This is a genomic window from Achromobacter sp. EG18 (assembly GCF_059759395.1).
In genome coordinates this window covers 3,841,902-3,866,961 of sequence record NZ_CM186213.1, presented here as the reverse complement: position 1 = coordinate 3,866,961, position 25,060 = coordinate 3,841,902, and the positions used below count along the sequence as shown (strand labels likewise).

At 67.9% G+C, this 25,060-nt stretch carries 22 protein-coding genes; 17 read left to right on the top strand and 5 right to left on the bottom strand.

The genetic code is table 11. The features are described 5' to 3' along the window. Positions 1–60: 60 nt before the first annotated feature. The 3 genes from AC6CR5_RS17630 to AC6CR5_RS17620 all read left to right on the top strand — a co-directional run bounded on the left by AC6CR5_RS17630 (position 61) and on the right by AC6CR5_RS17620 (position 2,765). Positions 61–978, top strand: a complete 918-nt coding sequence (locus AC6CR5_RS17630; RefSeq protein ID WP_498084771.1) for a DMT family transporter — start codon at positions 61–63, stop codon at positions 976–978. 84 nt (positions 979–1,062) lie between these two features. Further along, positions 1,063–1,923, top strand: a complete 861-nt coding sequence (locus tag AC6CR5_RS17625; RefSeq protein WP_047991987.1) for a PadR family transcriptional regulator — start codon at positions 1,063–1,065, stop codon at positions 1,921–1,923. Between the two features lie 26 nt (positions 1,924–1,949). Then, entirely contained in the window at positions 1,950–2,765 is an 816-nt protein-coding gene (locus AC6CR5_RS17620; RefSeq protein WP_006385675.1) for a siderophore-interacting protein, read from the top strand. An 84-nt stretch (positions 2,766–2,849) separates the two neighbouring features. Here the strand turns inward: AC6CR5_RS17620 and AC6CR5_RS17615 are convergent, their stop codons facing one another. After that, positions 2,850–3,728: a LysR family transcriptional regulator gene (locus AC6CR5_RS17615; RefSeq protein ID WP_035199499.1), complete on the bottom strand. Its 879-nt coding sequence runs from the start codon at positions 3,726–3,728 to the stop codon at positions 2,850–2,852. A 104-nt stretch (positions 3,729–3,832) separates the two neighbouring features. On the opposite strand from AC6CR5_RS17615, the gene AC6CR5_RS17610 reads away from it, so the two are divergent. Further along, complete coding sequence (locus tag AC6CR5_RS17610; protein WP_020926146.1) at positions 3,833–4,693, top strand: isocitrate lyase/PEP mutase family protein; 861 nt, start codon at positions 3,833–3,835, stop codon at positions 4,691–4,693. A gap of 44 nt (positions 4,694–4,737) precedes the next feature. Here the strand turns inward: AC6CR5_RS17610 and AC6CR5_RS17605 are convergent, their stop codons facing one another. Further along, positions 4,738–7,614 carry a WG repeat-containing protein gene (locus AC6CR5_RS17605; RefSeq protein ID WP_498084770.1) on the bottom strand — a complete coding sequence of 959 codons (2,877 nt, stop codon included), beginning with the start codon at positions 7,612–7,614 and terminating at the stop codon, positions 4,738–4,740. Continuing rightward, complete coding sequence (locus tag AC6CR5_RS17600) at positions 7,611–10,712, bottom strand: WG repeat-containing protein (RefSeq protein ID WP_498084769.1); 3,102 nt, start codon at positions 10,710–10,712, stop codon at positions 7,611–7,613. The genes AC6CR5_RS17605 and AC6CR5_RS17600 overlap by 4 nt, the downstream gene beginning before the upstream one ends. 418 nt (positions 10,713–11,130) lie before the next feature. On the opposite strand from AC6CR5_RS17600, the gene AC6CR5_RS17595 reads away from it, so the two are divergent. Both AC6CR5_RS17595 and AC6CR5_RS17590 read left to right on the top strand, forming a co-directional pair. After that, positions 11,131–12,543, top strand: a complete 1,413-nt coding sequence (locus tag AC6CR5_RS17595) for a sensor histidine kinase (protein WP_498084768.1) — start codon at positions 11,131–11,133, stop codon at positions 12,541–12,543. A gap of 84 nt (positions 12,544–12,627) precedes the next feature. Next, positions 12,628–13,878 carry an MFS transporter gene (locus AC6CR5_RS17590; protein ID WP_026382521.1) on the top strand — a complete coding sequence of 417 codons (1,251 nt, stop codon included), beginning with the start codon at positions 12,628–12,630 and terminating at the stop codon, positions 13,876–13,878. A gap of 55 nt (positions 13,879–13,933) precedes the next feature. Here AC6CR5_RS17590 and AC6CR5_RS17585 read toward each other — a convergent pair whose 3' ends face one another. Continuing rightward, the gene (locus AC6CR5_RS17585) at positions 13,934–14,314 is read right to left on the bottom strand and encodes a cupin domain-containing protein (RefSeq protein WP_006385683.1); all 381 of its coding nucleotides are present in this window, start codon (positions 14,312–14,314) and stop codon (positions 13,934–13,936) included. Between the two features lie 145 nt (positions 14,315–14,459). Here AC6CR5_RS17585 and AC6CR5_RS17580 point away from each other — a divergent pair, with 145 nt between their 5' ends. From AC6CR5_RS17580 to AC6CR5_RS17570, 3 genes are all read left to right on the top strand, one after another. Next, complete coding sequence (locus AC6CR5_RS17580; RefSeq protein WP_006385684.1) at positions 14,460–14,699, top strand: Arm DNA-binding domain-containing protein; 240 nt, start codon at positions 14,460–14,462, stop codon at positions 14,697–14,699. After that, on the top strand, positions 14,696–15,244 hold the full coding sequence (locus tag AC6CR5_RS17575; RefSeq protein ID WP_498084767.1) for an ureidoglycolate lyase: 549 nt from the start codon (positions 14,696–14,698) through the stop codon (positions 15,242–15,244). The genes AC6CR5_RS17580 and AC6CR5_RS17575 overlap by 4 nt, the downstream gene beginning before the upstream one ends. 187 nt (positions 15,245–15,431) lie before the next feature. Then, positions 15,432–16,889 (top strand): DUF1254 domain-containing protein, encoded by a 1,458-nt coding sequence (locus tag AC6CR5_RS17570; RefSeq protein WP_020926153.1) that lies wholly within the window; start codon positions 15,432–15,434, stop codon positions 16,887–16,889. Between the two features lie 52 nt (positions 16,890–16,941). Here the strand turns inward: AC6CR5_RS17570 and AC6CR5_RS17565 are convergent, their stop codons facing one another. Beyond that, on the bottom strand, positions 16,942–17,637 hold the full coding sequence (locus AC6CR5_RS17565; RefSeq protein WP_020926154.1) for an XRE family transcriptional regulator: 696 nt from the start codon (positions 17,635–17,637) through the stop codon (positions 16,942–16,944). Between the two features lie 272 nt (positions 17,638–17,909). Here AC6CR5_RS17565 and AC6CR5_RS17560 point away from each other — a divergent pair, with 272 nt between their 5' ends. The 8 genes from AC6CR5_RS17560 to AC6CR5_RS17525 all read left to right on the top strand — a co-directional run bounded on the left by AC6CR5_RS17560 (position 17,910) and on the right by AC6CR5_RS17525 (position 25,060). Next, positions 17,910–18,503: a hypothetical protein gene (locus AC6CR5_RS17560; protein ID WP_020926155.1), complete on the top strand. Its 594-nt coding sequence runs from the start codon at positions 17,910–17,912 to the stop codon at positions 18,501–18,503. Positions 18,504–18,753: 250 nt separating this feature from the next. After that, on the top strand, positions 18,754–19,221 hold the full coding sequence (locus tag AC6CR5_RS17555; RefSeq protein WP_006385689.1) for a phage tail tube protein: 468 nt from the start codon (positions 18,754–18,756) through the stop codon (positions 19,219–19,221). Positions 19,222–19,226: 5 nt separating this feature from the next. Further along, positions 19,227–19,700 (top strand): phage tail assembly chaperone, encoded by a 474-nt coding sequence (locus AC6CR5_RS17550; RefSeq protein WP_498084766.1) that lies wholly within the window; start codon positions 19,227–19,229, stop codon positions 19,698–19,700. Continuing rightward, positions 19,700–19,990, top strand: a complete 291-nt coding sequence (locus tag AC6CR5_RS17545; protein ID WP_006385691.1) for a phage tail assembly protein T — start codon at positions 19,700–19,702, stop codon at positions 19,988–19,990. Before AC6CR5_RS17550 ends, AC6CR5_RS17545 begins: the two co-directional genes overlap by 1 nt. 57 nt (positions 19,991–20,047) lie before the next feature. Continuing rightward, the gene (locus tag AC6CR5_RS17540) at positions 20,048–21,346 is read left to right on the top strand and encodes a phage tail tape measure protein (RefSeq protein ID WP_498084765.1); all 1,299 of its coding nucleotides are present in this window, start codon (positions 20,048–20,050) and stop codon (positions 21,344–21,346) included. Positions 21,347–21,348: 2 nt separating this feature from the next. Then, positions 21,349–21,687 carry a phage tail protein gene (locus AC6CR5_RS17535; RefSeq protein ID WP_054472578.1) on the top strand — a complete coding sequence of 113 codons (339 nt, stop codon included), beginning with the start codon at positions 21,349–21,351 and terminating at the stop codon, positions 21,685–21,687. Between the two features lie 5 nt (positions 21,688–21,692). Continuing rightward, positions 21,693–24,329 (top strand): pyocin knob domain-containing S74 family peptidase, encoded by a 2,637-nt coding sequence (locus AC6CR5_RS17530; RefSeq protein ID WP_054486041.1) that lies wholly within the window; start codon positions 21,693–21,695, stop codon positions 24,327–24,329. A 2-nt stretch (positions 24,330–24,331) separates the two neighbouring features. Then, positions 24,332–25,060, top strand: a complete 729-nt coding sequence (locus AC6CR5_RS17525) for a phage minor tail protein L (RefSeq protein WP_238877555.1) — start codon at positions 24,332–24,334, stop codon at positions 25,058–25,060.

Sequence of the window (25,060 nt, the reverse complement as noted above, 5' to 3'; positions counted from 1 at the left end):
GCGGGGGCGAGGCGCACTTCTATAGTCGGGGCGGTCCGCTTTCCATTCGCCACGTCCGCCATGCCCGCTGAAATCCTGTCCCGCCGCAAGGCCCTGTCGCTGCTCGTGGTGGTGGTGCTGGCCTGGGGCTTCACCTGGGTCGTCAGCAAGCTGCTGCTGCAATACATGACGCCGGTCTGGGCGGTGGCGGCACGCAGCGTTGTCGGCACTGCCGCGCTGCTGGCGCTGGGCCTGGTGCTGCGGCGCGTTGCCTGGCCGGTCAAGGCCGACATCCCCGTGATCCTGAGCGTGGGCCTGCTGCACATGGGCGCCTTCGCGGCGCTGGTCAGCCTGGGCCTGCAATACGTGCCGGCCGGCCGCTCGGTGGTGCTGGCCTACACCACGCCGCTATGGGTCATCCCGGCGGCGCGACTGTTCCTGGGCGAACCGATCGGCCGCGGACGGCAGCTGGGGCTGGCGCTCGGCCTGCTGGGGCTGGTCGTCATCTTCAACCCGCTGGCGTTCGACTGGCGCGATCACGATGCCGTGTTCGGCAATGGCCTGGTGCTGCTGGCGGCGCTGTGCTGGGCCGCCAACATCGTCTACGTGCGCGCGCATCGCTGGGTCACGCCGCCGTTCGAGCTGGCCTTCTGGCAGGCGTTGCTGGCATCGGTGGTGCTGACCGCCCTGGCCTGGGCGACCGAGGGCGCGCCGCGCGTGATCTGGAGTCCGGGGCTGGCCTGGCTGCTGGGCTATGGCGGCGTGTTCGGCATTGCCGTGGCGTATTGGGCGGCCGTGAACGTGAACCGGTCATTGCCCGCGGGCCTGACCGCGCTCGGCCTGCTGGGCGTGCCGGTGGTGGGCCTGCTGTGCTCGGCGGCGCTGTTGCGCGAGGCGCTGGGCCTGTCGCTGCTGCTGGGGATGGCATTGATCGTGGGCGGCATCGCCGCCGGGGTGCTGGGCGAGGCGCGCGGAGCCGTCGGATCAAAAGACGCTTGACGGCCTGAATCGTGTCTGTGTATCGTACGATCTATATCGTAAGATACATCGTAAGTAACACGTCAGACACCAGCGAGGCCTCCCATGCGCCATTTCCATTTCCTGACCGCCTTTGCCCGCGGCGCGCGCCACGAGTTGCGCGACGCCCATTCCGGACGCCGTGGCCATCACGGCTACCACCACGGCCACCAAGAATTCCACGAGCGCGCCGAGCGCTACGATCATCATGAACGCCACGGCCACCCGGGCGAACGCGAACACGGTCACGGTCGTGGCGCCCGCTACGCCACCGGCGACTGGCACGAGGGCGGCCGCGGCCGCCACGGACGCCATGCCGGCGGCGGGGGCGGCGGCTGGTTCGGCGGCCCATGGGGCGGCCGGGGCGGTGACGCCGACGACAGCTTCGGCGGCGATGGCCGCCACTTCGCGCGCGGCCGCAAGGTCACCGCTGACGACCTGCAGTTGATGCTGCTCGGCCTGCTGGAGCAGAACCCCAGCCATGGCTACGAGCTGATCAAGGCGCTGGGCGCCATGTCCAACGGCTTCTACACGCCCAGTCCCGGCATGGTCTACCCCGCGCTGACCTACCTCGAAGAGCTGGGCTACGCCACCGTCGAGCAGGAAGGCAGCAAGAAGCGCTATCACCTGGCCGATGCCGGCCGCGCGCACCTGCAAGCCAATCGCGAACGCCTGTCGGTGATGTTCAACAAGCTCAAGCACGTCGCCCGCAAGATGGACTGGATGCGCCAGGCCTGGAGCGGCGAACCGCGCGCGGCCGCCAGCGACGAGGACGCCGCCGGCTGGATCGACGAATTCGTGCATGCGCGCCAGGCGATCCGCCATGCGCTGCTGCAACGCACCGACGCGTCGCCGGCCGAGCAGCGCCGCATCGCCGCCATCCTGCGGCGCGCCACCGAGGAAATCACGGGCAAGGACCCTGCCTGATCCCGCCCGCCCCCATTGGAGATTCCATGACCCAGACCGCCCTGACCGTCGAACGCGTGCGCCATCCGCTCAAGATGCGCATGCTGACCGTGGCCCGCGTGGAACGCATCGCCGGCCTGCTGGCCCGCGTCACGTTCCGCGGCGAAGACCTGCGCGACTTCGTGTCCGCCTCCTTCGACGACCACGTGAAACTGTTCTTTCCCGCCGACCCCTCGCAACCGCTGGCGTTGCCCGAGGTCGGGCCCGATGGCATCAAGTTCCCCGAAGGCGCGCCGCGCCCGGCCGCGCGCGACTACACCCCGCGCCGTTTCGACGCCGAGCGCGAGGAACTGGACATCGATTTCGTGCTGCACGGCGACGGCCCGGCCTCGAGCTGGGCCGAACAGGCGCAAGTCGGCCAGCGCCTCGGTATCGGCGGCCCGCGCGGTTCGTTCGTGGTGCCCAAGGGCTTTGACTGGCATGTGCTGATCGGCGACGAAACCGCGCTGCCGGCCATCGCCCGTCGCCTGGAGGAGCTGCCCGCCACGGCGCAGGCGCTGGTGCTGATCGAAGTGCCGGGCGCCGCCAACGAGATCCCCTTGCCGACCCAGGCCCGCGCCTCGGTGCGCTGGCTGCATCGCGACGGCACCGCGGCCGGCTACAGCACGTTGTTGCTGGAGGCCGCGCGCGAGTTGGCGTTGCCGCCCGGCGAGGGCTACACCTGGATCGCGGCGGAGTCGGCCGTGGCCAAGGCGGTGCGCGAGATCATGGTGGCGCAGCACGGCGTCGACAAGAGCCGCATCCGCGCCGCCAGCTACTGGAAGCGCGGCGCCATCGCGGTGCACGAGTCGCACGAAGACTGAGGCCGCCGTGTTCAGGCCGCCGTGCCCGGGCGCTACGGTATCGCGCATCATGTCCCGCTCTTGCGCGGCATCGGGCCGGCGCGGCTATGCCCGCGCCAACGCCAGCAGATTGGCCACGCGCCCGCCGGGCGCGTCGTCGCGCACCACCAGCCCCAGCACCGCGCGCGGCCAGTCCAGCGCGAAGGGGCGATAGACCACCCCGTCCGGCCGCAGGTGGCGCAGCGAGGCCGGCACGACCGCCACCCCCATGCCGGCCGCCACCAGGTTCACCGCCGATGACAGTTGCGGCGCGCGTTGGCCCGGCAGCGGGTTTACCCCGTGGCGGCGGCATGCCGCCATGATGTCGGCGCTCAGGCCATAGCCGGACTTGCGCGAATACTGGATGAAGCGTTCCTGCGCCAGGTCGGCCGGCGCCAGGCGCTTGCGCCGCGCCAGCGCGTGGCCCAGCGGCAGCGCCACCATCAACGCTTCCTCCGTCAGTTGCGTGAAGCGCAACCCGCCATCCATCGCGAATGGCGGCCGCACGAACGCCGCGTCGATCAAGCCGTCGCGCAGCCGCGCCACCAGCGTTTCGCTGTCGTCCTGCGACAAGGTCATTTCCACGTCGGGATATTGCTGCCGGTACAGGCGGATCAATTCGGTCACGACCGGATGGAACGAGGCCGATTCGGTGAACCCCAGCGACAGCTCGCCGACTTCGCCGCGCGCGGCGCGCTGCGCTGTCTGCACCGCGTCGTGCGCGCGTTGCAGGATGTCCTGCGCGCACGCCAGGAAGGCGCGGCCGGCGTCGTTCAGGCTGACGCCGCGCCCGCGCCGGTCGAACAACGGCGTGCCGACTTCCTCTTCCAGTTGCCGGATCTGCTGCGACAGCGGCGGCTGCGCCATGCCAAGCTGCTCGGCCGCGCGGGTGAAGTGCTGGGCCTCGGCCGTGGCGACGAAATAGCGCAGGTGGCGCAGTTCCATATCGGTATCCAAAAAGTACTAGTTATAGATTTTCCATATATTGGACATTCTAGTTCCGCGGGACGATGATGCGGGCATCGATATCCCGTTTTCAAGGAATGCCCATGGCTACGACCCTTACTCCCGGCGCGCGTTTGCGCCAGCATCTCGCCCAGGACATCGTGGTGGCGCCCGGGGCCTACGACGGCATGTCGGCCCGCCTGGTGGCGGCCGCCGGCTTCAATGCGGTGTACGCCAGCGGCGGCGCCATCGCCCGCGCGGCCGGCTTTCCCGACATCGGGCTGCTGAGTTTCACCGAGGTCATGGACCGGGTCGAGAAGATCGTGGACGCCAGCGGCCTGCCGGTGGTGGCCGACGCCGACACCGGCTTCGGCGGGTCGGCCAACGTCGAGCGCACCGTGCGCGTCATGGAACGCGCCGGCGTCGCCGCCTTCCATATCGAGGACCAGTCGTTTCCCAAGCGTTGCGGCCACCTGGATGACAAGAGCCTGGTGGACGCAGAGGAAATGTGCCGCAAGGTGCACATCGCGCGCCAGACGCTGGCGGATGCCGACACGCTGGTGATCGCCCGCACCGACGCCATCGCGGTGGAAGGCTTCGATGCCGCCATCGCGCGCGCCGAACGCTATGTGAAGGCGGGCGCCGACATGGTGTTCGTCGAGGCGCCGGAAACGCTGGAGCAGATCCGCGCCATCGCGGACCGGCTGCCGGGCCTGAAGCTGATCAACATGTTCTATGGCGGCAAGACGCCCCTGGTGCCGCTGCCCGACCTGGCGGCGATGGGATATCGCCTGGCCATCATCCCGTCGGACCTGCAGCGCGCGGCGATCCACGCCATGCAGGCCACCTTGGCGGCGATCCGCGCAAGCGGCGACAGCAGCGCGCTGGCCGATCGGTTGACCAGTTTCAAGGAGCGCGAGGAAATCGTGCAGACGCGCCGCTACCTGGCCCTCGACACGCAATAGCGGGGCGTGAGCGCGGCGCCCGCGCCGCGCTCACGCGCATTTCCTCACCGACGGCAGCCCTTCGGCAGCGACAACGGCCACAGCCGCTGGCCGTAGCTGCCGTAGAGCGTGCGCACGCCGCATTCCATGCCGACACGGGCCCGCACGGCGCCGCTTGCGTCCAGGATCATCGACTGCTCCCGGGTCGACACCACGGCGCGCTGGTTCGTGTAGTCGGAAGCCCACAGGTAGGCCGGCGCGATCGCCATGCGGCCCTGTCCGTCCGCATAGCCATATTGATCGCCGACCAGCGCGATCGAAAGGCCGTCGTGCCGGGCGCCCAGGTAGTCGAATGTCGGCCCGTTCGCCACGCCCTTCTCGTCGACCGCGCGCATGCCGCCATTGGGCTGCGCGACCACCGCCTGGCCTTCCGAGAATGCCGTGGCGTTGCCGGCCAGTGTCAGGCGGACCTTGCCGGCCGTGTCGACATAGGAGGTGGCCGGCATGCCCTGTCGTTCGTGGCGCCGCACCAGCCAGTCCGCGCCGGCGGGCCAGTACCACTCACCGGCCGGCAGGCTGGCGACGGTCTTGCCTTGCGTGTCGATCAGGCGCGCGCCATCGTCGCCGCTGAGCAGCGCCCGCGCCGGCGCGCCCTGGAACGCCGTGCCGGCCACCGGGCCGGGCGCGAACTGCCAGCGGCCCTGGCCGTCCACGTAGCCGTGGCGGTCGGCGCGGCGGACCGCGAGCCAGTCGCCCATCGCGGTGTAGCTGGCGTCCTGCAGATCGAGCGCATCGGAGGCGTCGGGCGAGATCACCCAGCGCTGCTTGTCGTTATAGGCCAGGAACGTGCCGTTGGCTTCGCGCGAGGCCTCCAATCCCGGCTCGAAGGGCGTCAGGGCGCGCCCGTCGCGATTGACCAGCGAGGTGGGGCGACGATACTCGTTCTCCTGCGGGCCGGGCTGCTGCACCAGCCACAGTTTGTCGCTGACGCGCTTGACGTCGTGGTGGCGCGGCGGCACGACCCATTTGCCCTGGAGGTCGATCACGCCCACCTTGCCGGGGCCGAGCGAGGCGGCCGCCTGGCCGTCGCGGAAGCCGCCGATGAACTGGAACACCGGGGCCGACACCTCCTTGCCGGCGTGGAAATCGTACAGGCCCCAGGGATCGCCTTCGGCGGCGGTCTTCAAGTAGCGCACCAGGCCGGGCGCGACCACTTCGGCCTCGAAATAATCCGGCAACGCGTAGCGTTTGCCGGCGCGGTCGATCAGCTGCGTCACCCCCTTGGCGTAGACCAGCGCATAGCCCTGCCGGAAGGCGCCGATGTATTGCTGCATGGGCAAGTCCATCGGTTTGCCGCTGCCATCGAGCAACAGCACGCCCTCGTTGGTGTGCGCGGCGAAACGCAATTGATCGGCGCCGAGCTTTTCGGCGTTGTCGTCGTCGGCGGCGTAGCCATCGCGCTCGCCATCGAGCGACACGACCTCGTTCCAGGCCTGGTCGGTGGCGACGCCGCCATCGGCCAGCAGCAGGCCCGCGCCGCCGTCGTTGCAGTGGCAATAGCCCTGGCCCAGCAGGCCGAGCGGTCCGCCCGGCACATCCAGCGGCATGTCCTGCAATTGCGAGCCTTGCGCCGCTTGCAGCGCTTCGGGCCGCAGCACCGTGCGGCCGTCGGCATCGAGTGCGTTGAGCAGTTGGCCGTCCTTGTCCGACAGCCACAGCTTGCCCTGGCGCAGCGTCAGCCGGCTGGCTTTCGCCAGCCAGGGCGGCGCGCTGTCGCCCTGCAGCCAGACGCCCTTGGGCGTCAGCAAGCCGGCGACCTGGCCGGCCGCATCGTGCAACAGCAGGTAGCCGCCTTCCTCCTGCACGGGCTGGAGGCCGGCGCCCAGCGTTACCGGCTCGGCACGGCCGGGAACGAACGCCTTGAGCGTCTCGCCCGACAGATAGAGCAGCGTATCGTCATGGAGCGTCGACGCTTGCGCTTCCTCCGGGGTCAGCGTCGTCAGTGTCTTGCCCGAGGCGTCCAGCAAAGCGTAACCCTTGCGCGGCAGCTGCGCGCTCCAGAAGGCGTTGCCCACGCGCGTCATGCGTTGATAGCCCTGGCCTTCGCCGATCAGTCCGCCGCCGGCGTCGATCAGCACGACTTCCTCCTCACCGATAGCCAGCGCCACGGCGTCGCCCTTGCGTTGCGAGATGTCGCTGAAACTCGGCGCCACGCGCCAGTTCCAGTTGGCGTCGAGCAGGCCATACATCCCGTGGTTGTCGATCGCGATGAACAGATCCTTGCCGTAGTGGGACAGGATGCGGATGCCGTCCCGGGCGTAGCGCCGTTCGCCATCGGGCGAGCGGTATTCTTCGCGGTAGCTGACCGATAGCCTGGCTGGCGACCCTTCGTGCAACCACGCGCTTTCGACGCTGGGATCGATCGCGTCGCCGACCGCCGCGCCGCTGCGATCGATCAGTTGGTACTGGCCGTCGCGCATCACCAGCGCCAACCCATTCTCGACGAAACTGAAGGCGGCGTCGTAGCGCGGCGGCACCGCCATCCGGCCCTTGGCGTCGACGTACCCCCACTTGCCTTGCCAGCGCACCGCCGCCAGGCCGTGGTGGAAGTCGCCCACGCGTTCGAACTGTGGCTTGATGGCCAGCCTGCCGTTGCCATCGACGAAACCCCAGGCGTGCCGGCGCAGGGATTGGTCCATGGGGACCCGGTCGATCGGCTCCAGGGCGGATGGCAGCAGCACGGCGGCGCGATCGTCCGACAGCGTGCCGATGCAGCCGGTGGGGCCGTATTGGTCCTGGTCGCGGTAGACCGCGGCGGCATCCATCAGGCTGTCGACGCAGTTGGCCTGGCCATATCGATACTGCGCCTGGGCGGACAGGGAAACGCCGAGCGCGGCGACGGCGCAGGCGATGCGGGTGGCATGAAACGCGCGTGAGGTCATGATTGTTCTGCTTTGGCGGATTCGGGGGCGGGCGCGTATTCCATTTCGGCGGCGTCGGGGCAGGTGAGCTTTTCGCGCGGCCAGGTCAGCTTGCCCTGCCCATCCAGCACGATGACCTCGCCGCACATGACGCTGAACAGCGCCGTGGTGGCGCCGCGTTTGTCGATGAACTCCAGCAGGCCTTCGCGCCGCACCAGCGCGCGGCCTTCGTGGAAGTCATCGGCCCAGCCGAATTCAGGCGCGATCACGTAGCGGCCCGTCAGATCGATATAGCCCAGCAACTGGCCGCTGCGCTGGTCGCGCCTGGCCAGGGCCAGCCCGTCGCGCAGGGGGCCCAGACGGTTGAAGTACGGCCCGACGATACGCTTGCCATCGGCGTTGACGAACCCATAGCGGTCGCCGTCGCCGCGGTAGGTCACCACGCCTTCGCTGGCGGTGCGCTCCTCGATCGTGAATTCCCCCTTGAAGCGCGTGATCTCGCGGCCCTGCAGATCGGTCATGACGCTTTGCGAGTTCTTGCGGTCGCGGAACACCACGCGCTTCATCGACGCCAGCGGCGTGCCGTCGCCAAGCTTTTCCAGCAGCGCCTTGCCGTTCTCGTTCATCACGCGGTAGCGCTGGCCGTCGTAGACGCGGGCCAGGCCTTCGGGTTGGACGAAGAACGGGTTGAACTCGCCAGTGCCGGCGGAAACCTTGAGATTGCCGCGCGCATCGATCGCGCCGTTGCTGGCGCGGTATTGCACATAGATCCAGTCGCCATATTGTTCCTGGCGATCGGGTTTGCCTTCGAACAGGCGGGTCATGCCGCCCTGCGCGTCGAACAGCAGCGTGGCGCCGTCCTTGCCTTGCGCCAGGTAACGGCCCTGCTTGAGATCCTGCGGCTTGTCGTGCAGCACCACGCTGCGCTTGCCGGTGCGCAGGTTGATCAGGCGGTAGTTGTCGCCGTAATCGGAGGCCTCCTCGCTTTTCGGTTCGCGCGCCAGCAGGTGGCCGTTGCCCAGGTATTCGAGGTCGTAGCTGCCGGAATAGGTGGCGGGCACGATCCATTTGCCTTGGCGGTCGATGACGCCCCAGCGATCGTTTTCCTGCGCCTTGGCCCAGTCGTCCTCGAAATCGTCGATGCGGTCCAGCGATGGTTTGACGGCCACGCTGGCGCCGCGGATGTTCCACAGGCCCCAGCGGCGCTGGCGCCGTTCATCCAGCGTGTAGTAGTAAAGCAGATCGCCGTCGAGCTTCTCGCCGTTGGCCGCGACCTGCGCCGGCAGCTTCTGCACCGTGCCGCGGGTATCGATAAGGATCGCGTTGCCCCGCGTCATGTCGGGCGTGCGGGCCCAGGCATAGGCGCCCTTGAAGCCGCCAATGCCGGCGTAACGGGGTTCCATGACCCAGTTGCCTTCGGCGTCGATGGTGCCGAACCGGCGTTCGCGGGTCTGTACCACCAGCGGCGCGACGGCTCCATAGGTGTTCATGTCGTCCCAATCCGGATTGGTGACGATCTTGCCGGCGCGCGTCAGGATGCCGTTCAGCTGCGTATAGTCCTTCGGGCGCAGCAGGGCCAGCGGCAGTCCATCGCGGTCCTGCCGCGCGCTGCGGGACCTGCCGCCGACAGGCTTGGCGGTGAAGGGCATGACCTGGTATTGCCGCAGCTGCTTTACCGTGTCTGCATCCAGCAGCGGCGTGCCGTCGGGCCGGTAGATCTGCACCAGCGTCCTTTCGGGATCCCTGCCGCCGGCGTCCGCGCTGGTGGCGGCGTCCGCGGCCGCGGCGGCGGCTTCGGCACCCGCGGCGGCGGCGTCGGCCACCGCCTGCGCGTCGGCTTCGACCTGGGCCGGATCCTGGGCCACGTCGATGTTGGCCGGGGCGGTCACCGTGTCGGCGGCCGCGGTTTCGATCGCGGCATCGGCCTCGGCCGCGGCAGTGGCCGCGGTCGCAGCATCGGCCTGGGTTGCGGCATCAGCCTCGGTCGCCGCATCGGCCTCGCTCGTCGGCCCGGCCGCGTCGCGCGGGGACGCATCGAACGGCGCCTGGCCATGAAGCCAGGCCAGGCCGTTGTTGACATTGACGTCGCCAAAAACCGCCGGGACCACCTGGTGCTTGCCCGCCGGGTTTATCAGCACCACCGCGTCGATGTCGGCGAGCACTTTCCAGCCATCGGCTTCCTCCACGCTCAGGTAGTCGCGCGTGAAGGTGTAGAGCGGCTTCAGGGCGGCGTCCAGCAAGGCAAAGGGCGCCTTGCCCCGGGGTTTGGTCAGCCACAAACCCGGCACGACCCGCTGCACGGTTTCGTAACGGGTGGCGGTCAGCGGCGAACCGTCGGGGCGCACGAATTCCCACTCGTCCCGGCGGTACACGGCCAGCGTGTCGCCATCGCGCAGCGGCGCCTGTTGCGAGCGCAGCACATCGGGCGCGATGGCCCAGCGGCCATTGGCATCCAGCAGGCCCCACCAGCCGCCGTAGCGCAGACTGCGCTGCTGCGCCGGCAGGTAGCCCGATTCCGGCCGCGCCAGCGTCATCACGTCGGCGGGCAGCGTCAGGGCGTGTCCGGTCGCGGTGTTGAACAACTGCGGCGGCTGCGGCATTTCCATCGCCGCGAGTTTCTGGCCGGGCTCGAAGCCCCACGAGCGGGTGCCCAGTTCGAAAGTCTTGAGCACTTGCCCCTGGCGGTTGATCAACACGTCGCGTTCTTCCGCCTCGACCAGCGCGGTGCCTTCGGCGTTGAAACCGGAGGCCCGCGTGAAGCGCGGCTTGATGACCCAGTTGCCGCGCGCATCGATATAGCCCCACAGGCCATCGCGCTGCACCGCGGCCAGGCCGTTCTGGAACGACTCGGCTTCCTGGAACGCCGGCGTGATGACCATGCGGCCTTGCTTGTCGATGTAGCCCCAGGTCCCGGCCTGGTCGCTGGCCTTGCCTGTCAGCACCGCGGCCAGCCCTTCGGCATAGGGCCGGTTGCAGCTGACGTCGGGGTTGATGGCGTACGTGCGGCCGACGCAATCCTGCTGCCAGTCCGCGATCGACTCGGCCGTGGCGGGCAGGGGGCCGAAGCTGGCCAGCAGCGTGGCCAACGCCAATGGCCGCAGGGCGAACGCGCGCGTCATGATGCGCGCGCGTGTTGTGCGCGAAGGCGCGCGGACGTTACAGGACGGAAGAAGCGAAGCCGGACGTGCCGCATGGTCGGAATGCCTGCTATAAAGGAGCAAAGGCAGCACTGTAACCAGCAGTAGTACTTAAGAAACCGGCAAATGTAACGATAAGGCACGAACCGTTAATGGGACAGCCGGGTGCGCATCTTCTACCGCGCTGCTGCTGCTCTTGCGACAATTCGTCCGCGCAGACCATGATCAGCAGCTCGCTCAGGCCTGGCCGGGGATGGTGGCCAGCCACCGGTCCCGGAGATGCGAAGGGGCTGGCGCGGTTCGATGCTTGGCGCCGGGCGGGAAGGGCGGAGCATGGGAGCGGACGGGGCGCCGCAGCAAGGGTCAAATGATGCAAAATTATACGGACCTATCCGCACGCATGACCGCCCCAGCCGCGTTCTCCCCATCCCCTCCTCCGGGGCTCTCCTCGTCTGCCGCCTCGCCCGCGCCGGTTGCCGATGCCGTCGCGACCGAGCTGGCCACGCTGCTGTACAAGCAATCGTATGGCGTGCTGTTCGCCAATTTCGCCGTGGCGCTGCCTGTCGTCTACGTCATGCGCAACGCCGCCCCGGATTGGCTGCTGGCGTCGTGGATCGCCGTCGTGTACGCGCTGACCCTGGCGCGGGTCCTGGTCTGCCATCGTTTCCTGCGGCGCGGGCCCGGTCCGCTGCGGCCATGGATCCGGGGTTTCTGCCTGCTTTCCTGGACGTCGGGCCTGTTATGGGGCCTGGCGGGGGTGGTCGCCGTGCTGTCGGGGCAGGACATGATGCTGGCCTTCGGCTGTGTGATGCTGGCCGGCATGTGCAGCGGCGCGGTGCCGTCCTTGTCGGCCTATCCGCCCGCCTACGCCGGCTCGGCATTGGGCATGGTGGCGCCCTTCATCCTGGTCTGCGTGGCGGCGGCCGATGGCCTGCACCTGGTGTATGCCGCCTTCGGCGTCTGCCTGTTGCTGGTGAACCTGTATTTCAGCGCGGTCACCTATCGCAGTCTCAAGACCACCGTGGCGTTGCGCTTCGAAAACACGGCGCTGGTCCGGAGCCTGGAGCTCGAACGCGACCGCGTGGCCGCGGCCGACCGCGCCAAGACCCGCTTCCTGGCCGCCGCCGGTCACGACTTGCGCCAGCCGGTGCATGCGCTGGGCATGTTCACCGACATCCTGGCCAGCCGCGCCGAGAGCGGCAACGTCACGGCGCAGGACGCGCTGCACGTCGCGCGGCGCCAGCAGACCGTGCTCGACAGCCTGAACCGCCTGCTGGATGGATTGCTGGACGTTTCGCGCATGGATGCGCATCTGTTGCGGATCGAGGGGCGCGCCGTCGATCTCGATCAGCTGTTCGACGACATCCGCCTGGATTTCGAATCGCTGGCCCGCGCGCGCGGCTTGCGGCTGTCGGTCGCGCCCACCTCCCTGGCCCTGGACACCGATCCGGCCTTGCTGCGCCGCATCCTCGACAACCTGCTTACCAATGCCCTGTCGTACACGCCCAAGGGGGGCGTGCTGCTGTCGGCCCGCCGACGGCGCGGCGGCGTACTGATCCAGGTCTGGGACACCGGCGTGGGGATCGCCCCCGAGTTGCAGGAAGCCGTTTTCACCGAGTTCACCCGCGGCGCCGGCGCGCCAGCCTCGCCGCCTGCCGGGCAGGGCCTGGGACTGGGGCTGGCCATCGTGCGCCGCCTGGCGGGCCTGCTGCATGGCGAAATCACGCTGCGGTCGATGCCCGGCAAGGGGTCGGTCTTCTCGCTGTGGCTGCCGGCTGGCATTCCCCCGGCGCATGCAGCCGGCGAAAATTAATCAGTTGATCGGCGGCCGCGCCGCCCCTGTAATAGCGTCAACCGCCCGCCCGCGCGGGATCCGCCTTCACGCCAGGGGTTCGCCATGTCCGTCGCCGTTTCGCCGTCCGATCGTTCCCGCGCGTCGCGCAATCTGTGGCTCATGGTATTGGCCGGCGGCGTCGTCATGGGGCTGGCGCTGGGCGTGCGGCACGTGCAGGGCCTGTTCCTGCTGCCGGTCACCATGGAGCGAGGCTGGTCGCGCGAGACCTTCGCCATGGCCATGGCGGTGCAGAACCTGACGTGGGGCGTGGTGCAGCCGTTCACCGGCATGATCGCCGACCGCCATGGCTCGGCCAAGGTGATCCTGGGAGGACTCGCATGCTACGCCCTGGGGCTTGCCGGGATGGCGCATGCCGGCACGGTCACCGCCTTCATGCTGAGCGCCGGCGTCTGTATCGGCATCGCTTTGTCGGGCACGGCATTCGCGGTGATCTACGGCGCCCTCAGCCGCCTGGTGCCGCCCGAGCGCCGCGGCTGGGCGCTGGGCGTGGCGGGCGCGGTCGGCGGACTGGGGCAGTTCACCATGGTGCCCGCGGCGCAGTGGTTGATCGGCAGCCGCGGCTGGGTCGATGCGCTGCTGATCTTCGCGGTGGTGCTGGCCGTGGTTGTCCCACTGGCATGGCCGCTGAAGGAAACGGCGCGCCAGGCCCCGGGCGGCGGCGCGGCGCCGGATGACCAGCCGCTGGGCGCCGCGATCCGGCAGGCGTTTGCCCAGCCGGGCTTCTGGCTGCTGAACCTGGGCTTCCTGGCCTGTGGCTTCCAGCTGGCGTTCATCGGCACGCACCTGCCGGCGTACCTGATGGACAAAGGCATGCGGGCGGCGGATGCCGTCGCCGCGCTGGCCATCATCGCGCTCGCCAATGTCGCCGGCACCTACGTCTGCGGCATCCTGGGCGCGCATCACCGCCGCAAATACCTGCTGGCGGGCATCTATCTGCTGCGCACCGCCGCCATGGCGCTGTTCTTCCTGTTGCCCTTGTCGGCTGGCTCGGTCTACGTGTTCGCGGCCGTCATGGGCTTCGTCTGGCTGGGCACCGTGCCGCTCACCAACGGCCTGATCGCGCAGGTCTTCGGCGTGCGCTACATCACGACGCTGTTCGGCTTCGTCTTCTTCGGCCACCAGGTGGGGTCGTTTCTCGGCGTCTGGCTGGGCGGGCTGGTGTACGAGGCCACCCATTCCTATGACCTGATCTGGGTAGGGGCGATGGCGCTGGGCGTCCTGTCGGCGGCGCTGCATTGGCCCATCGATGATCGCCAGTTGCCGCGCGTCGGGGCCGCCGTGGCGGCCGGCTGAGCCAGGGCGCGATGCGAGCCGGCGCCCGGCGCGATCCCGCAAAGGGCGGGCGTGGCTACAACGGCCGATGCTGCGTGCCCGCGCCCATGGTGATGTGCAGTATGCGACAGGACTCCGTCACCTTGAGCGTGTGCCAGGCGCCCTTGGGTATCACGTAGGCGTCGCCCGCCCGCAGGTGAACCGCCTGGATGCCGGTCGGCCACTCCAGCTGCAGTTCGGCGCTGCCGGACATCAGGCGCACGATCTCGTCGGCCTGGGGATGCATTTCCCATTGCGACCAGTCCGCGGCGCAGGCGTATTCCGACACCAGCCAGCCATCCCCATAGCGTTGCAGTTCGTCGCGCGGCAGCGACCAGAACGCGTCGCCGCCGGCCACCGTGGCGGCGTTGCCGGCGGCATCCAGGAAAACGTAATGCGATGACAGGTCGGTCGGCATGGAGCGTCTCCAGTGGGTGGGGCAATACGCGCGTTATAACAGCGTTGCGGCCGTGTCGGCGGCGCGCGGCGTCCGGGGGCGAAAAAGCTGCGATAATCCGGGACTTTCCCAGGGGGCGTCGGGTCGCATCCGGCGCAATGTCGGCATGAGCACAGGCTTTGACGGCGTACGGCCGGCATCCGAATCGTCCATCGAGATCGGCTTCTTCTACCAGGGCCGGCATTGCGTGGAACGCATCCGCGTCAAGCCCACCGCCGCCAACCTCAAGCGCGCCGCCGAGCGGCGCAACGCCATCCTCGCCGCCATCGCGCGCGGCGACTTCGACTACGACGCCGAATTCCCCCGACGCGCCGCTTCCTCCCGCTCCAGCAAGGACCCGACATGACCCGCGCCGCAGCAGTGCCCGTACACGATCTGACCGCCGATGCCTTCAGCGCCTACGGCTGGATGCTGGGCAAGCCCATGCCCCTGGGCAACGGCGTGCCGCTGTTCAGCAACGACGCCACCGACTTCTGGCAGGAACATGTGTTCAACACGGGCGCTGGTGGCGATGCGCAAGTGTTGTGGGTGAACTACCGCAGCGCTTCGGCCGACGTGGCCAGCCTCGAAAAACACCTGCTGACGCAGCAGGCCATCGTGCCCCTGACCGGCGCCATCATCCAGGTGGTGGCGCGCAGCGCGGCCGACGGCACGCCGGACCTGGCCACGCTGGCGGCGTTTCGCGTGGAGCCGGGGCAGGGCGTCTGCATGCGGCCCGGCTGTTGGCATGCCACGCGCGTGAAGGACGCGCAGGTCACCTGCCTGATGCTGACCCGCCGCTCGACCACGCTGGACCTGATCCAGCACCTGACGACCGACGCCGCCGCCAGTGAAAGCGCGATCGCGGCGATCCCCGCTTGCCGGCTGGACGTCCCGCATTCGCAGGACTGACTTACTCACAGTGCGCCCGCCCGCCAGCGCGGGCCGGACCGTGGCGCGGCCCTGGGGGCGACGCTGTAATCGTCCCGCGGTTTCACTACGGTTGCGAAATGTGCCAGAATTTCAGCGCCTGTTTGTCCTGTCCGCGACGCTGCCGCCATTCGGGCGTTGCCAACGCTTCCCCCTGTTGGAGCATGGAATGCGCATACGCCCCGCCGGCGCCGGATCTTCCCCTTATGTCCGTGGCCTTGCCGCATTGGCGCTGGCCGCCAGCGTGAGCGGCTGCAGCTTCACCTCGCCGGATGCGGCCACGGGATCGCAATTCGTCGGCATCGATGGCGTGTCGGCGCCCGAAGCGCGTCGCATCGCCAAGGAAGCCTACCTGTACGGCTACCCCATGGTGGCCCGCTACCAGGCCATCTATTCCACGAACATCGACCAGGGCGGCGCGCAATACAAAGGCCCGTTCAATACCTTCAGCCACGCCGCGCCGGCCGTCACGCCCGACGACAACGCGACCGCCGCGCCCAATGTCGATGCGCCCGCGTCCTCGGCCGTGCTCGACCTGCGGGCCGAACCGGTCGTCATCAGCGTGCCGCCGATGGAGTCCAGGCGCTATTTCGCGTTGCAGCTGACGGACCTGTATGGCTACAACTTTGCCTACATCGGCAGTCGTGCCACTGGCAACGGCGGCGGTCGGTTCCTGGTGGCCGGCCCGCGCTGGAAGGGCGCCCCGCCGAAGGGATTTACCCAGGTGATCCGGGCCGAGACCGACCTGGTCAGCGTCAGCGGCCGCACCCAGCGATTCGCGCAGTCGGACATCGCCAACGTCAAGCGCATCCAGGCCGGCTACCGGATCCAGCCGCTGTCCGCGTACCTGAAAAAGGCCGCGCCACCGGCGCCCGCGGCGGTGCAGTGGATCAAGCCCGAGCCGCCCACGCAGATGCGCAGTTCGCTCGAGTTCTACAACCAGCTGGGCTTCCTGCTGCAATTCGCGCCGGTGGCGCACAGCGAAAAGACCTTGCGCAAGCGCCTGGACAGCCTGCGCATCCGCCCGGACGCCCAAGCGGTGACCGACGCCATGCCGCCGCGCCTGCGGCAGGTCATGCAGGAGGGCATGCATGACGGCCAGAACGACATCGACAAGCATCGCGTGGCGCTGGCCGGCCGGACCGATACCTTGTTCGGCGATCGCCGGACATTGCGCAATGACTACCTGGCGCGCGCCACGGGCGCCCAGGTCGGCCTGGGCACCGACAGCCGCGAAGAATCGCTGTCGACGGTGCTGGCCACCGACATGGCGGGCCTGCCGCTGGATGGCGCCCAGGCCTACACGTTGCGGTTCGCGCCGCGCGCCCTGCCGCCGGTCAACGCCTTCTGGTCGGTCACGCTTTACCGGCTGCCGGGGCAATCGGTCGTGGCCAACCCCATCCAGCGCTACGTGATCGACTCGACGATGTTGCCCGCGCTCAAGCGCGATCGCGATGGCGGACTGACGCTGCGCATCCAGCATCAGGCGCCGGCCAAGGGCGGCCAGGCCAACTGGTTGCCGGCGCCGGCCGGCCCCTTCATGCTGGCCTTGCGCTACTACTGGCCCAAGCCAGGGTTGCTGGACGGCAGCTGGCAAACGCCGCAGGTGCAGCGCGCCGGTTCATAGGGCGTAGGCCGCGCCGCTGCGCGGCTCGCGGGCCGCACGTGCGGGCGGCGCGTCACAGATCCTCGCTGCGCCAGACCTTCAGCACGCGCCCGAAAATCTGCAGGTCCATGTCTTCGGTGATGTCCCAGGCATCGTATTTGGTGTTCTCGGATTTCGCCCGGATCAGCAGGCCGCGGGCGCTGGGAATGCGTTGCAGGCGCTTGATGAAGCCTTCGTTGCCGACGCGAAAGAAGAACACGCCATCCACGTCGGCCTTGACCACGCCCAAGTCCACCAGCAGGGGATCGCCGGGGTTGTACATGGGCCGCATGCTGTCGCCAAAACCGGTCACCACGCACAGGTTGGCGGCGGCGGTGTAGTGCCGCAGGTTCTTGTGCAGCCATTCCTGGCTGACGCGCAGGCTCTGGATCACGCCAGGCTGGTCGCGCAGTTCCACCCCCGCGCCCATGGCGCCGCCCGTGTCGAAGCGCGGAATGCGCAGGTCGCCAGCCGCGCCGTCGTCCGCGCGCGACGCCCCGCCGCTATCGGCCAGCACGACGTCCGGCGGATATTGCGCGGATTCGTCCAGCAGTTGTTCCAGCGTCAGCCCCAGCCCCGCCGCCAGGCGCGAGGCGTACTTGGAGCGTTCGCTGTCGCGCCCTTCAAGGGCGGCGATGGTGCCCACGCCCACGCCGGTGCGCGCTTCGAGTTGTTCGAGGGTGAGGCCGAGCGCGGCGCGATAGTGCCTGATTTGTTTTCCGAGAGCCATGATGGGACGCTAAACAGTTGTGGAAAATTGTGCAACAACAAGTGTTGAAATGGTGATTATACATTTGTAGAATTCTACTCATGGATCACCTAAAACGTGTGTTGTTATCAGACGGAAGCGTGGGTAGCGTATCGCTACTTCATCGCTTCTCCCGGCAACCCATCCGGACGGCGGCATCGCCCGTCCAACGTCGCGGTGCCGCCACGGCACCCATCCGGCCCCTCGTGTTGACGACGGGCGCCACCATCGAACCCAACGCCAAGGAGCGGCAAATGAATCAGGCAGGAAACATGGCGCTGCGGGCGCCGCAAGACTGGATCGCCGCGGCATCGCAGGCGGGCGCGGCCATCGCGCGCTCGCTTTCCGCGCGGCCGGCAGCGGCGGCCGCCAGCCGCCAGGAGGGCGCGCGCGGCCAGCACCAGAAGGGGCAGAATATGACACGAGAGGAATCGGATCAGGTCGAAGCGCTGATCATGGAGTGGTATCACTGGAGCCGCGGCTATCGGCCGCACCTGGGCGTGGGCAGGGTGGCGGCGTTCGCGCGCGGCATGACGTCCGACGAAGCCTATGACGACGAGGATGTCGACGCGCGCCTGGCCGCCACGCGCGGCGAGCAGACCGAATTGTGTATTGACGAGCTGCCGTGGCAGCAGCGCTCGGCGATCGGCGTGCATGCCGGCAACAAGGCGGCCGGCGCGCGCGTCTTCAGCAACCCGCGGTTGACGCCCGAGCAGCAGCACGCCGCCTACCAGGAGGCCAAGGCCGCATTGCTGCCCGCGCTGCGCCGCCGCGCGCTGGTGACGGCGCCGCAAGTGCGACACGCGGATCGCGCCAAACCTTGCGGCGCGCGCGGTGCTTCCGCATAATTGATTCGTCGGGGCAAGTTGCGCCCGAACCACGCAGACCCGCTGAACGCCCAAAGGCACCAGCGGGTTTTTTTATGAGAGCCGTCGGAACGGGCATCGCGCAACACGCATGCCGCGTGGTTCGCCATGCCGTTCCCGACAGACCGATCCAGCCCCGCGGCATTCGCCGCGGGGCTTTTTCGTGGCCGCCCCGGTTTGCCGGGCGTCCGCAATTGCCCGCCATTGGCGGGCTTTTTTTTTGGAGTCTGCAATGGCAGGTACTACCGTTTCGCAATTCGTTCAAACCCAGGGCACGCAACTGGAAGTGTCGACCACGGCCACCGAGGACCTGGGCGCGGCTGGCCTGGCTTATGCCGATCTGGCCATCACCATCAAGGACCCGAACTTCCAGGGCGGCCAGACCACCGAGATCGACGTCACCGTGCTCAAGTCGACCGCCAAGGAATACGCCCTGGGCCTGGACGACAGCGGCACCTTCAGCATGGCCGGCAACTGGAAGGCCGGCGACCCGGCGCAGAAAGCGCTGGTGGCCGCGCGCAGCGACAAGAAGACCCGCGCCTTCCGTGTGACCTTCGCCGACGGCGCCAAGTTCGAGTTCCTCGGCCTGGTGACGCAATACCAATGGCAAGGCCAGCTGGACAACGTCGTGTCCGCCACGTTCAACGTGCGCGTGACCGGCGCCGTCAAGATGACCGACGCACCCGCCAACGGGGGCTGAGCGCCATGACGGACACGTCGATCAATTCCCCGGCTCGCGCGGCGGGCGTGCGCGGCCTGGCGGCCGATCCGCTGGCCGGCTTCGCGCATGAAACCCTCAGCGTGCCGCAATGGCAGGACGCGCGCGTCATCGTGCGCGCGCCCAGCGCCGGCGATCACCTGTTTCACATCCGCGCCATCTGGGCAGCCGCGGGCGTGATGCCGGGCGAGGACAACGAGACCGTGCGCGCCAAGCTGGACGCGCCGGGCGTGGACTACACCCGCGCCTCGGCCAGCCTGCTGGTGCGTACGCTGTTCGAGCAGACCGAGCATGGCCCGCGGCGCGTCTTCAGCGATGACGACGTCGACATGGTGGCGGCGGCCTACGGGCCGGCCCACGCCACGCTGGTGGCCAGGGCAATCGAGCTGGGCAACCTCGGGGAGGGTGCGCAGGAGCGCGCAAAAAAGCCCTCCAGGAAACGCCAGACCTCCGTTTCCTGATGGTCCTGGCTCTTCGGCTGGGACGCACGCTGGGCGAGTTGATGGACAGCATCGACACCCATGAATTGTCCTTGTGGCGCGAACTGGACCGCACCTCTCCCCTGGGAGACGAGCGGGCCGACCTGCTTGCCGCCAGCCTCGCCGCCACGGTGGCGCAGGCCGCCGGCGCCAAGGTGCGCGCCACGGACATGCTGGTGCGTTGGGGCGCGCACGACGAGGAACCTCCCGCCGAGGCGGGGGCGGACGCGTTGAAGGCGTTCCTGCTGTCGAAGGCCGGGAAGGGGTCTTGACGACGTGTCCGGCCCGCGCAAGCGGGCCGGAGGCGGATCTATGAGAGGTAAAGGACCATGACAACCATACAGACCGCGGCGCAGATCGCCGCGGAAACTGCGGCGTTGAAGCAGCAGACCACCGAAATCAACCGGAATTGCACGGCGCTGAAGGCGCGCGGCAGCGAACTCGCGAAGACCGCGACGGCAGGCGCCAAGAACACCGCCGTCACCAGGTTGGGAACGGCTGAAAAGGCCAAGGCGACGCAGGCGCTGGATCGCAACGCCCGCGCTATCCGGTCGGAAGCCGTCGAGAAGACGCTGGCGGACATGCGCAAGACCGGCGCGCTGCTGGGCGTGGACTCGGAAGTTGGACGAATGCGGGTGGAAACCGAGATCGGCAGATTCTCGGGCGAGAGCGATGACGACAAGGTCAGCCTGTTGGCTGGCGCGTCGCGGTTGGACAAGTTGCGCGCGCAGATGAAGATGAGCGCGTATATCCAGAGCCTGGCGAATCCCGACGCGGCCGCCAACGAAGAAAAGCGTCAAAAGCAGGAGGCGCTCGATCAGGCCTTGAGCGATGGCACGCTGAGCCAGGACAAGTACGACACGGCAAGACGCGGTCTCGGTCTGGTGAAGCGGGACGGCGACTTCATGCTGGACGTGAACGACAAGCTGCTCGAATCGGCGCGTAACGGCGCAAGCAAGATCCAGGACATCCTGGGCACGAAGATGTACGACTTCGTCGCGGACAAGTTCGACAAGCTGGGCCTGTCGTTCCTGAACAACGTGGCAAAGATGGTGACCTCGGCGGCGTCCGCCAAATTGATGGAAACCCTGCTGGGCAATAGCTTCATGGAGGGCAAGGGTGGCGTGGGGGGATGGATCGGGAAAGCCGGATCGTTCCTCTCAGGCCTCTTCAGCGGCGGCGGAGCGGCTGCCGGGGGGATTTCCGTTGGCAGCAGCTTCGTCTCCGGCGGAACGGCGCTGTCATTCTTCCCCAGCGCCAAGGGCAACGCCTTCACCAACGGCATGGTCACGAGTCCCGTCGCCTTTCCCATGGGCGTCATGGGCGAGGCCGGGCCCGAGGCCATCATGCCGCTGCATCGCGGCGCCGACGGTTCGCTCGGCATTCGCGCGGCCTTCCCGAGCGTTGGCGGCGATACCAACTCCGTCGCGGGCGGCGTTGCCGTCAACGTCTACGTGCAGGACGGCAACGTCAGTGCCTCCAGCGAATCCGGGGAGGGCGGCTGGCAGCAGTTCGGCCAGCAGATCGGCGAATACGTCACGCAACTGGTCGATCGCCGCATGTCGCAATCGTATCGCCAGGGCGGCCTGGCGTGGCAAGCCAACAACAACCGTTTAGCGGGGGCATGAGCATGGCAATCGAAGTCTTCAACTGGTCGCCTCGCATCAATCCACAGGGCCGGACCAAGTTCCGTATCTTGACCGCGCAATTTGGCGACGGCTACAGCCAGCGCGCCGCGGACGGTATCAACAACAAGGTGGCGTCGTGGCCCTTGCAGTTCTCGGGGTCGGCGGCGCAGATCGGCCCTATCGTGACCTTCCTGGACCGCCACGAGGGGCATCGCGGATTCCAGTGGCAGCCGCCGCTGGGCGAACCGGGTTTCTACACCGCGACGGAGTACGACCTGACCGCGCTGGGCGGCGAGATGTACTCGCTGGCGGTCACCTTCCAACAAGTCTTCAGGTCTTGAGCATCATGGCGAACATGCAAACCATTCAGGTCGGCAAGACCGACAACGACAAGACCGGCGATCCCTTGCGCGTGGCCATGCAGAAGGTGAATGCGAATTTCGCGGCCACCCAGGCCGGGCTGGACAGTGTTGGGAACGCGTCGCCGATCGGGGCCGGCGTGGACCTGAACACGCTCACCAGGCCGGGGCGATACCACCAGGCGACCAACGCCAACGCACAATCCGGCAGCAACTATCCCTTGGCGAATGCCGGCCTGCTGGAAGTGGCCGCCTCTCCGGACGGACTGTTCGTGTATCAGGAATTCACGCAGTACCGTTCGGGCGCGTATTCACGGCGATTCTGGCGCTCGTTCTACGGCGGCACCTGGGCAGCGTGGCAGGAACTCACGGCGCTGTCGCAAAAGGGTGCCGCCAATGGCCTTGCCACGCTGGACGCTAGCGGCAAGGTGCCGGCCGCGCAGATTCCCGTGGCCTACTCGGCAGTGCTGCCGACGTCGGCGCACGACCTGAACGATTGCGTCACGCCGGGATCGTTCTACCAGGCGACGATCGCAGGGGCCGCGGCCGGCGCCAACTATCCGGTGGCCAACGTGGGATTCCTGGAGGTCACAGCGACAGGCACGCCCATCGTGCAGGTCTACACGACGCGCACCAATGTCATGACCGCGATGCAACGCTTCTGGCGCGTGCGGGTGTCGGCGACCACTTGGTCGGCCTGGAAGGAACTGGCCGACACCACCACGGTGGTTTCTTATGCGGGCGCGCTGGCGACGGAGCAGGACCTGGATAGCTACACCCAGCGCGGCTTGTGGATGGTTGGCACATCGGCGATCGCCGCGGGAGGGACCAATTTCCCGGTGTCGCAGTCCGGCTACCTGCTGGTGATGTCGGGGTCGCCTCAGGGCGGGCCCGCCATGACCTCCGGCGTGTGCCAGGTCTACTACGCCGGCAACGGCAACAAGGTCTACAACCGGTCCCTGATCGGTGGCTCCTGGTCGCCGTGGGTGGCCAGCGTGGACTCCGCGCAGCTGGGCTCGCCGGGCGGTGTTGCCACGCTGGACGCTAGCGGCAAGATTCCGCAGGCGCAGGTGCCGGGCGTCAACGCCAGGCAGCTGGGCGCCGCGGAGGATCTCAATACTTGCGTCACGCCGGGCGACTACAGCCAGAATACGAATGCGGCCGCGGCGGCCGGGGCGAACTATCCCACGCCGTTGGCCGGGCTGCTCTCGGTGAAGTTCGGCACCGGCAGCAACAATGCGGTGTACCAGGAGTACACCACCTACACGCTGGCCAATCCGCGCAAGTTCATTCGCAATCGCTTCCTGAGCGCGGGTGTCGCAACCTGGGGCGCCTGGTTCGAACTGGCCCGCGCCGACCAGGCCGTGACGCACGTCTACCTGGGCGCCGCGACCGACGCCAATACCCTAGTCGCCGACAACACTTTCTACACCTGGAGCAATGCGACGCCGATGTCGGGGGCGAATTGGCCGCCGAGCGCCGCCGTGAATGCGGGGTACATGAATGTGTACTGGCTGGCGGCGGGTAGCGTGTGCCAGGAGGTGTCCGTGCTTTTCTCGGGCCAGAAGCCGCGCCGCTACGTTCGCCATGGCAACGCCACGGCCGGCAGCTGGCAGCCGTGGCGGGTCGCGGGAAGCTGGAGCAATGCGGTGCAGATGCCTACCGCCGATTGCGGTGACATCCATGTGGATGGTTCGGGCTGGTACCGCTGGAACGGCACCGCCTATGCACGGTTCGACGCGAATATCGCGCAGGACTTGACGTTCGATTCCACGAGCTGGAAAGTTCGCGGGGCCACGGGGTTCGGCCCCAATGCCGGCGGTGCGTTCCAGAGCCTTAGCGGCACCGCCAACCTGAATGTGGTGCCCGGCACGGCGGCAGCTGGTGGGCGCCTGAACGTATGGCAGGACAATGGCGCGAATGCCAGTGTGCTGGCCTTGCAGTGCTTTCCGTCGGGCGCGTATGTCACCAGCGGCAGGACCGGCAGCGGCACCTACCAGCCGTTGATCTTCGAGGTCGCGGGCTATGACTGCGGGCGGGTCAATACCGCGGCGACCTGGGTGCTCGGGGCGGAATACAACCGCAACTACCTGGTGCGCCAGGCGATCAACTTCGAAGGCGGCGGAAGCCGCTTCGGCACGCTGTACAGCCCGCAAATCGATCACACGTCGGCAATCGTATTCACCAACGCGGCGGGCGGATTGGTGGGCACGGTCCAGACATCGCCTGCGGCCACCTCCTACAACACCACCTCGGACTACCGGGTCAAGTACGACATCGAGGACATGGACGGCGCCTGGGCGTTGCGTTCGGTGCTCAAGATGCGGCCACGCACGTTCAAGATGGTGATGGACGACAGCGATCATGACGGCTTCATTGCGCACGAACTGCAGGAGGTGGCGCCGCTGGCGGTCTCCGGCGAGAAGGATGCCGTGATGTCCGACGTCCATGGCGGCGCGCCCCGCATGAAGCTGCAGGGCGTCGACAGTTCGAAGCTGGTCGCGCGCATGGTCTGCGCCATGCAGGAAATGAATCGGCGGATCGAGGAACTGGCAAGCCGGATTGAGCACCCGAAAGGTGACTCCGGCGCCGCCGATTCGCCGCGACAGACCGAAGGAAAATAACGATGGGTATCTATTCTGACGTTCAAAAGCTTGAAGTCGGTGCCTTGGTCGAACTGTTCGAGCTGGACGCGACGGAGGTTGGCGGCCAGGTCTTGCGGTTTCATGGCTACACCCAGGTGGGGCCGATCTGGTGGCAGGGGCAGCAATACGAGCCGTGGGCCATTCGCGCCGAAGGCTTCGAACAGGTGGGCGAGGGCCAACAGCCTTCGCCGACTCTGTCGGTGGGCAACATCGGCCAGGACGAAAAAGGCGACCCTCTGCCCGGCGTCATCTCCGCCCTCTGCATCCACCTGGATGACCTGGTGGGCGCGCGCGTGGTCGTGCGCCGCACACTGGGAAAATACCTGGACGCGGTGAACTTTGCCGAAGGCAACCCCACTGCCGATCCGCAGGAAGAACTGCCGCCCGAAGTCTGGATCGTGCAGCAGAAGACCGTGGAGACCGCGCAGGTGGTGGAGTTCTCGCTCTCCAGCGCCCTGGACTTCAACGGCCAGAAGCTGCCCGACCGCCCGATCATTGCCGGCGTGTGTTCGTGGCTGCGCAAGGGCGGCTATCGCGGCCCCTATTGCGGCTATACCGGCAGCCGCATGTTCGACCTGGACGGCAAGCCGGTCACCGATCCCACGCTGGACCGCTGCTCGGGGTTGATGTCCGACTGCAAGAAGCGCTTCGGCGAGTACGAAGTCATCAACTTCGGCGGTTTCCCGTCCGCCGACCTGGTAAGGGGATAG

Coding starts and splice junctions, on each gene's coding strand:
- AC6CR5_RS17555 (WP_006385689.1), top strand. CDS start 18,754: ATGGCAGGTACTACCGTTTCGCAATTCGTTCAAACCCAGGGCACGCAA.
- AC6CR5_RS17570 (WP_020926153.1), top strand. CDS start 15,432: ATGCGCATACGCCCCGCCGGCGCCGGATCTTCCCCTTATGTCCGTGGC.
- AC6CR5_RS17540 (WP_498084765.1), top strand. CDS start 20,048: ATGACAACCATACAGACCGCGGCGCAGATCGCCGCGGAAACTGCGGCG.
- AC6CR5_RS17605 (WP_498084770.1), bottom strand. CDS start 7,614: ATGACCTCACGCGCGTTTCATGCCACCCGCATCGCCTGCGCCGTCGCC.
- AC6CR5_RS17600 (WP_498084769.1), bottom strand. CDS start 10,712: ATGACGCGCGCGTTCGCCCTGCGGCCATTGGCGTTGGCCACGCTGCTG.
- AC6CR5_RS17615 (WP_035199499.1), bottom strand. CDS start 3,728: ATGGAACTGCGCCACCTGCGCTATTTCGTCGCCACGGCCGAGGCCCAG.
- AC6CR5_RS17590 (WP_026382521.1), top strand. CDS start 12,628: ATGTCCGTCGCCGTTTCGCCGTCCGATCGTTCCCGCGCGTCGCGCAAT.
- AC6CR5_RS17585 (WP_006385683.1), bottom strand. CDS start 14,314: ATGCCGACCGACCTGTCATCGCATTACGTTTTCCTGGATGCCGCCGGC.
- AC6CR5_RS17630 (WP_498084771.1), top strand. CDS start 61: ATGCCCGCTGAAATCCTGTCCCGCCGCAAGGCCCTGTCGCTGCTCGTG.
- AC6CR5_RS17545 (WP_006385691.1), top strand. CDS start 19,700: ATGGTCCTGGCTCTTCGGCTGGGACGCACGCTGGGCGAGTTGATGGAC.
- AC6CR5_RS17525 (WP_238877555.1), top strand. CDS start 24,332: ATGGGTATCTATTCTGACGTTCAAAAGCTTGAAGTCGGTGCCTTGGTC.
- AC6CR5_RS17610 (WP_020926146.1), top strand. CDS start 3,833: ATGGCTACGACCCTTACTCCCGGCGCGCGTTTGCGCCAGCATCTCGCC.
- AC6CR5_RS17625 (WP_047991987.1), top strand. CDS start 1,063: ATGCGCCATTTCCATTTCCTGACCGCCTTTGCCCGCGGCGCGCGCCAC.
- AC6CR5_RS17535 (WP_054472578.1), top strand. CDS start 21,349: ATGGCAATCGAAGTCTTCAACTGGTCGCCTCGCATCAATCCACAGGGC.
- AC6CR5_RS17550 (WP_498084766.1), top strand. CDS start 19,227: ATGACGGACACGTCGATCAATTCCCCGGCTCGCGCGGCGGGCGTGCGC.
- AC6CR5_RS17580 (WP_006385684.1), top strand. CDS start 14,460: ATGAGCACAGGCTTTGACGGCGTACGGCCGGCATCCGAATCGTCCATC.
- AC6CR5_RS17565 (WP_020926154.1), bottom strand. CDS start 17,637: ATGGCTCTCGGAAAACAAATCAGGCACTATCGCGCCGCGCTCGGCCTC.
- AC6CR5_RS17560 (WP_020926155.1), top strand. CDS start 17,910: ATGAATCAGGCAGGAAACATGGCGCTGCGGGCGCCGCAAGACTGGATC.
- AC6CR5_RS17595 (WP_498084768.1), top strand. CDS start 11,131: ATGACCGCCCCAGCCGCGTTCTCCCCATCCCCTCCTCCGGGGCTCTCC.
- AC6CR5_RS17575 (WP_498084767.1), top strand. CDS start 14,696: ATGACCCGCGCCGCAGCAGTGCCCGTACACGATCTGACCGCCGATGCC.
- AC6CR5_RS17620 (WP_006385675.1), top strand. CDS start 1,950: ATGACCCAGACCGCCCTGACCGTCGAACGCGTGCGCCATCCGCTCAAG.
- AC6CR5_RS17530 (WP_054486041.1), top strand. CDS start 21,693: ATGGCGAACATGCAAACCATTCAGGTCGGCAAGACCGACAACGACAAG.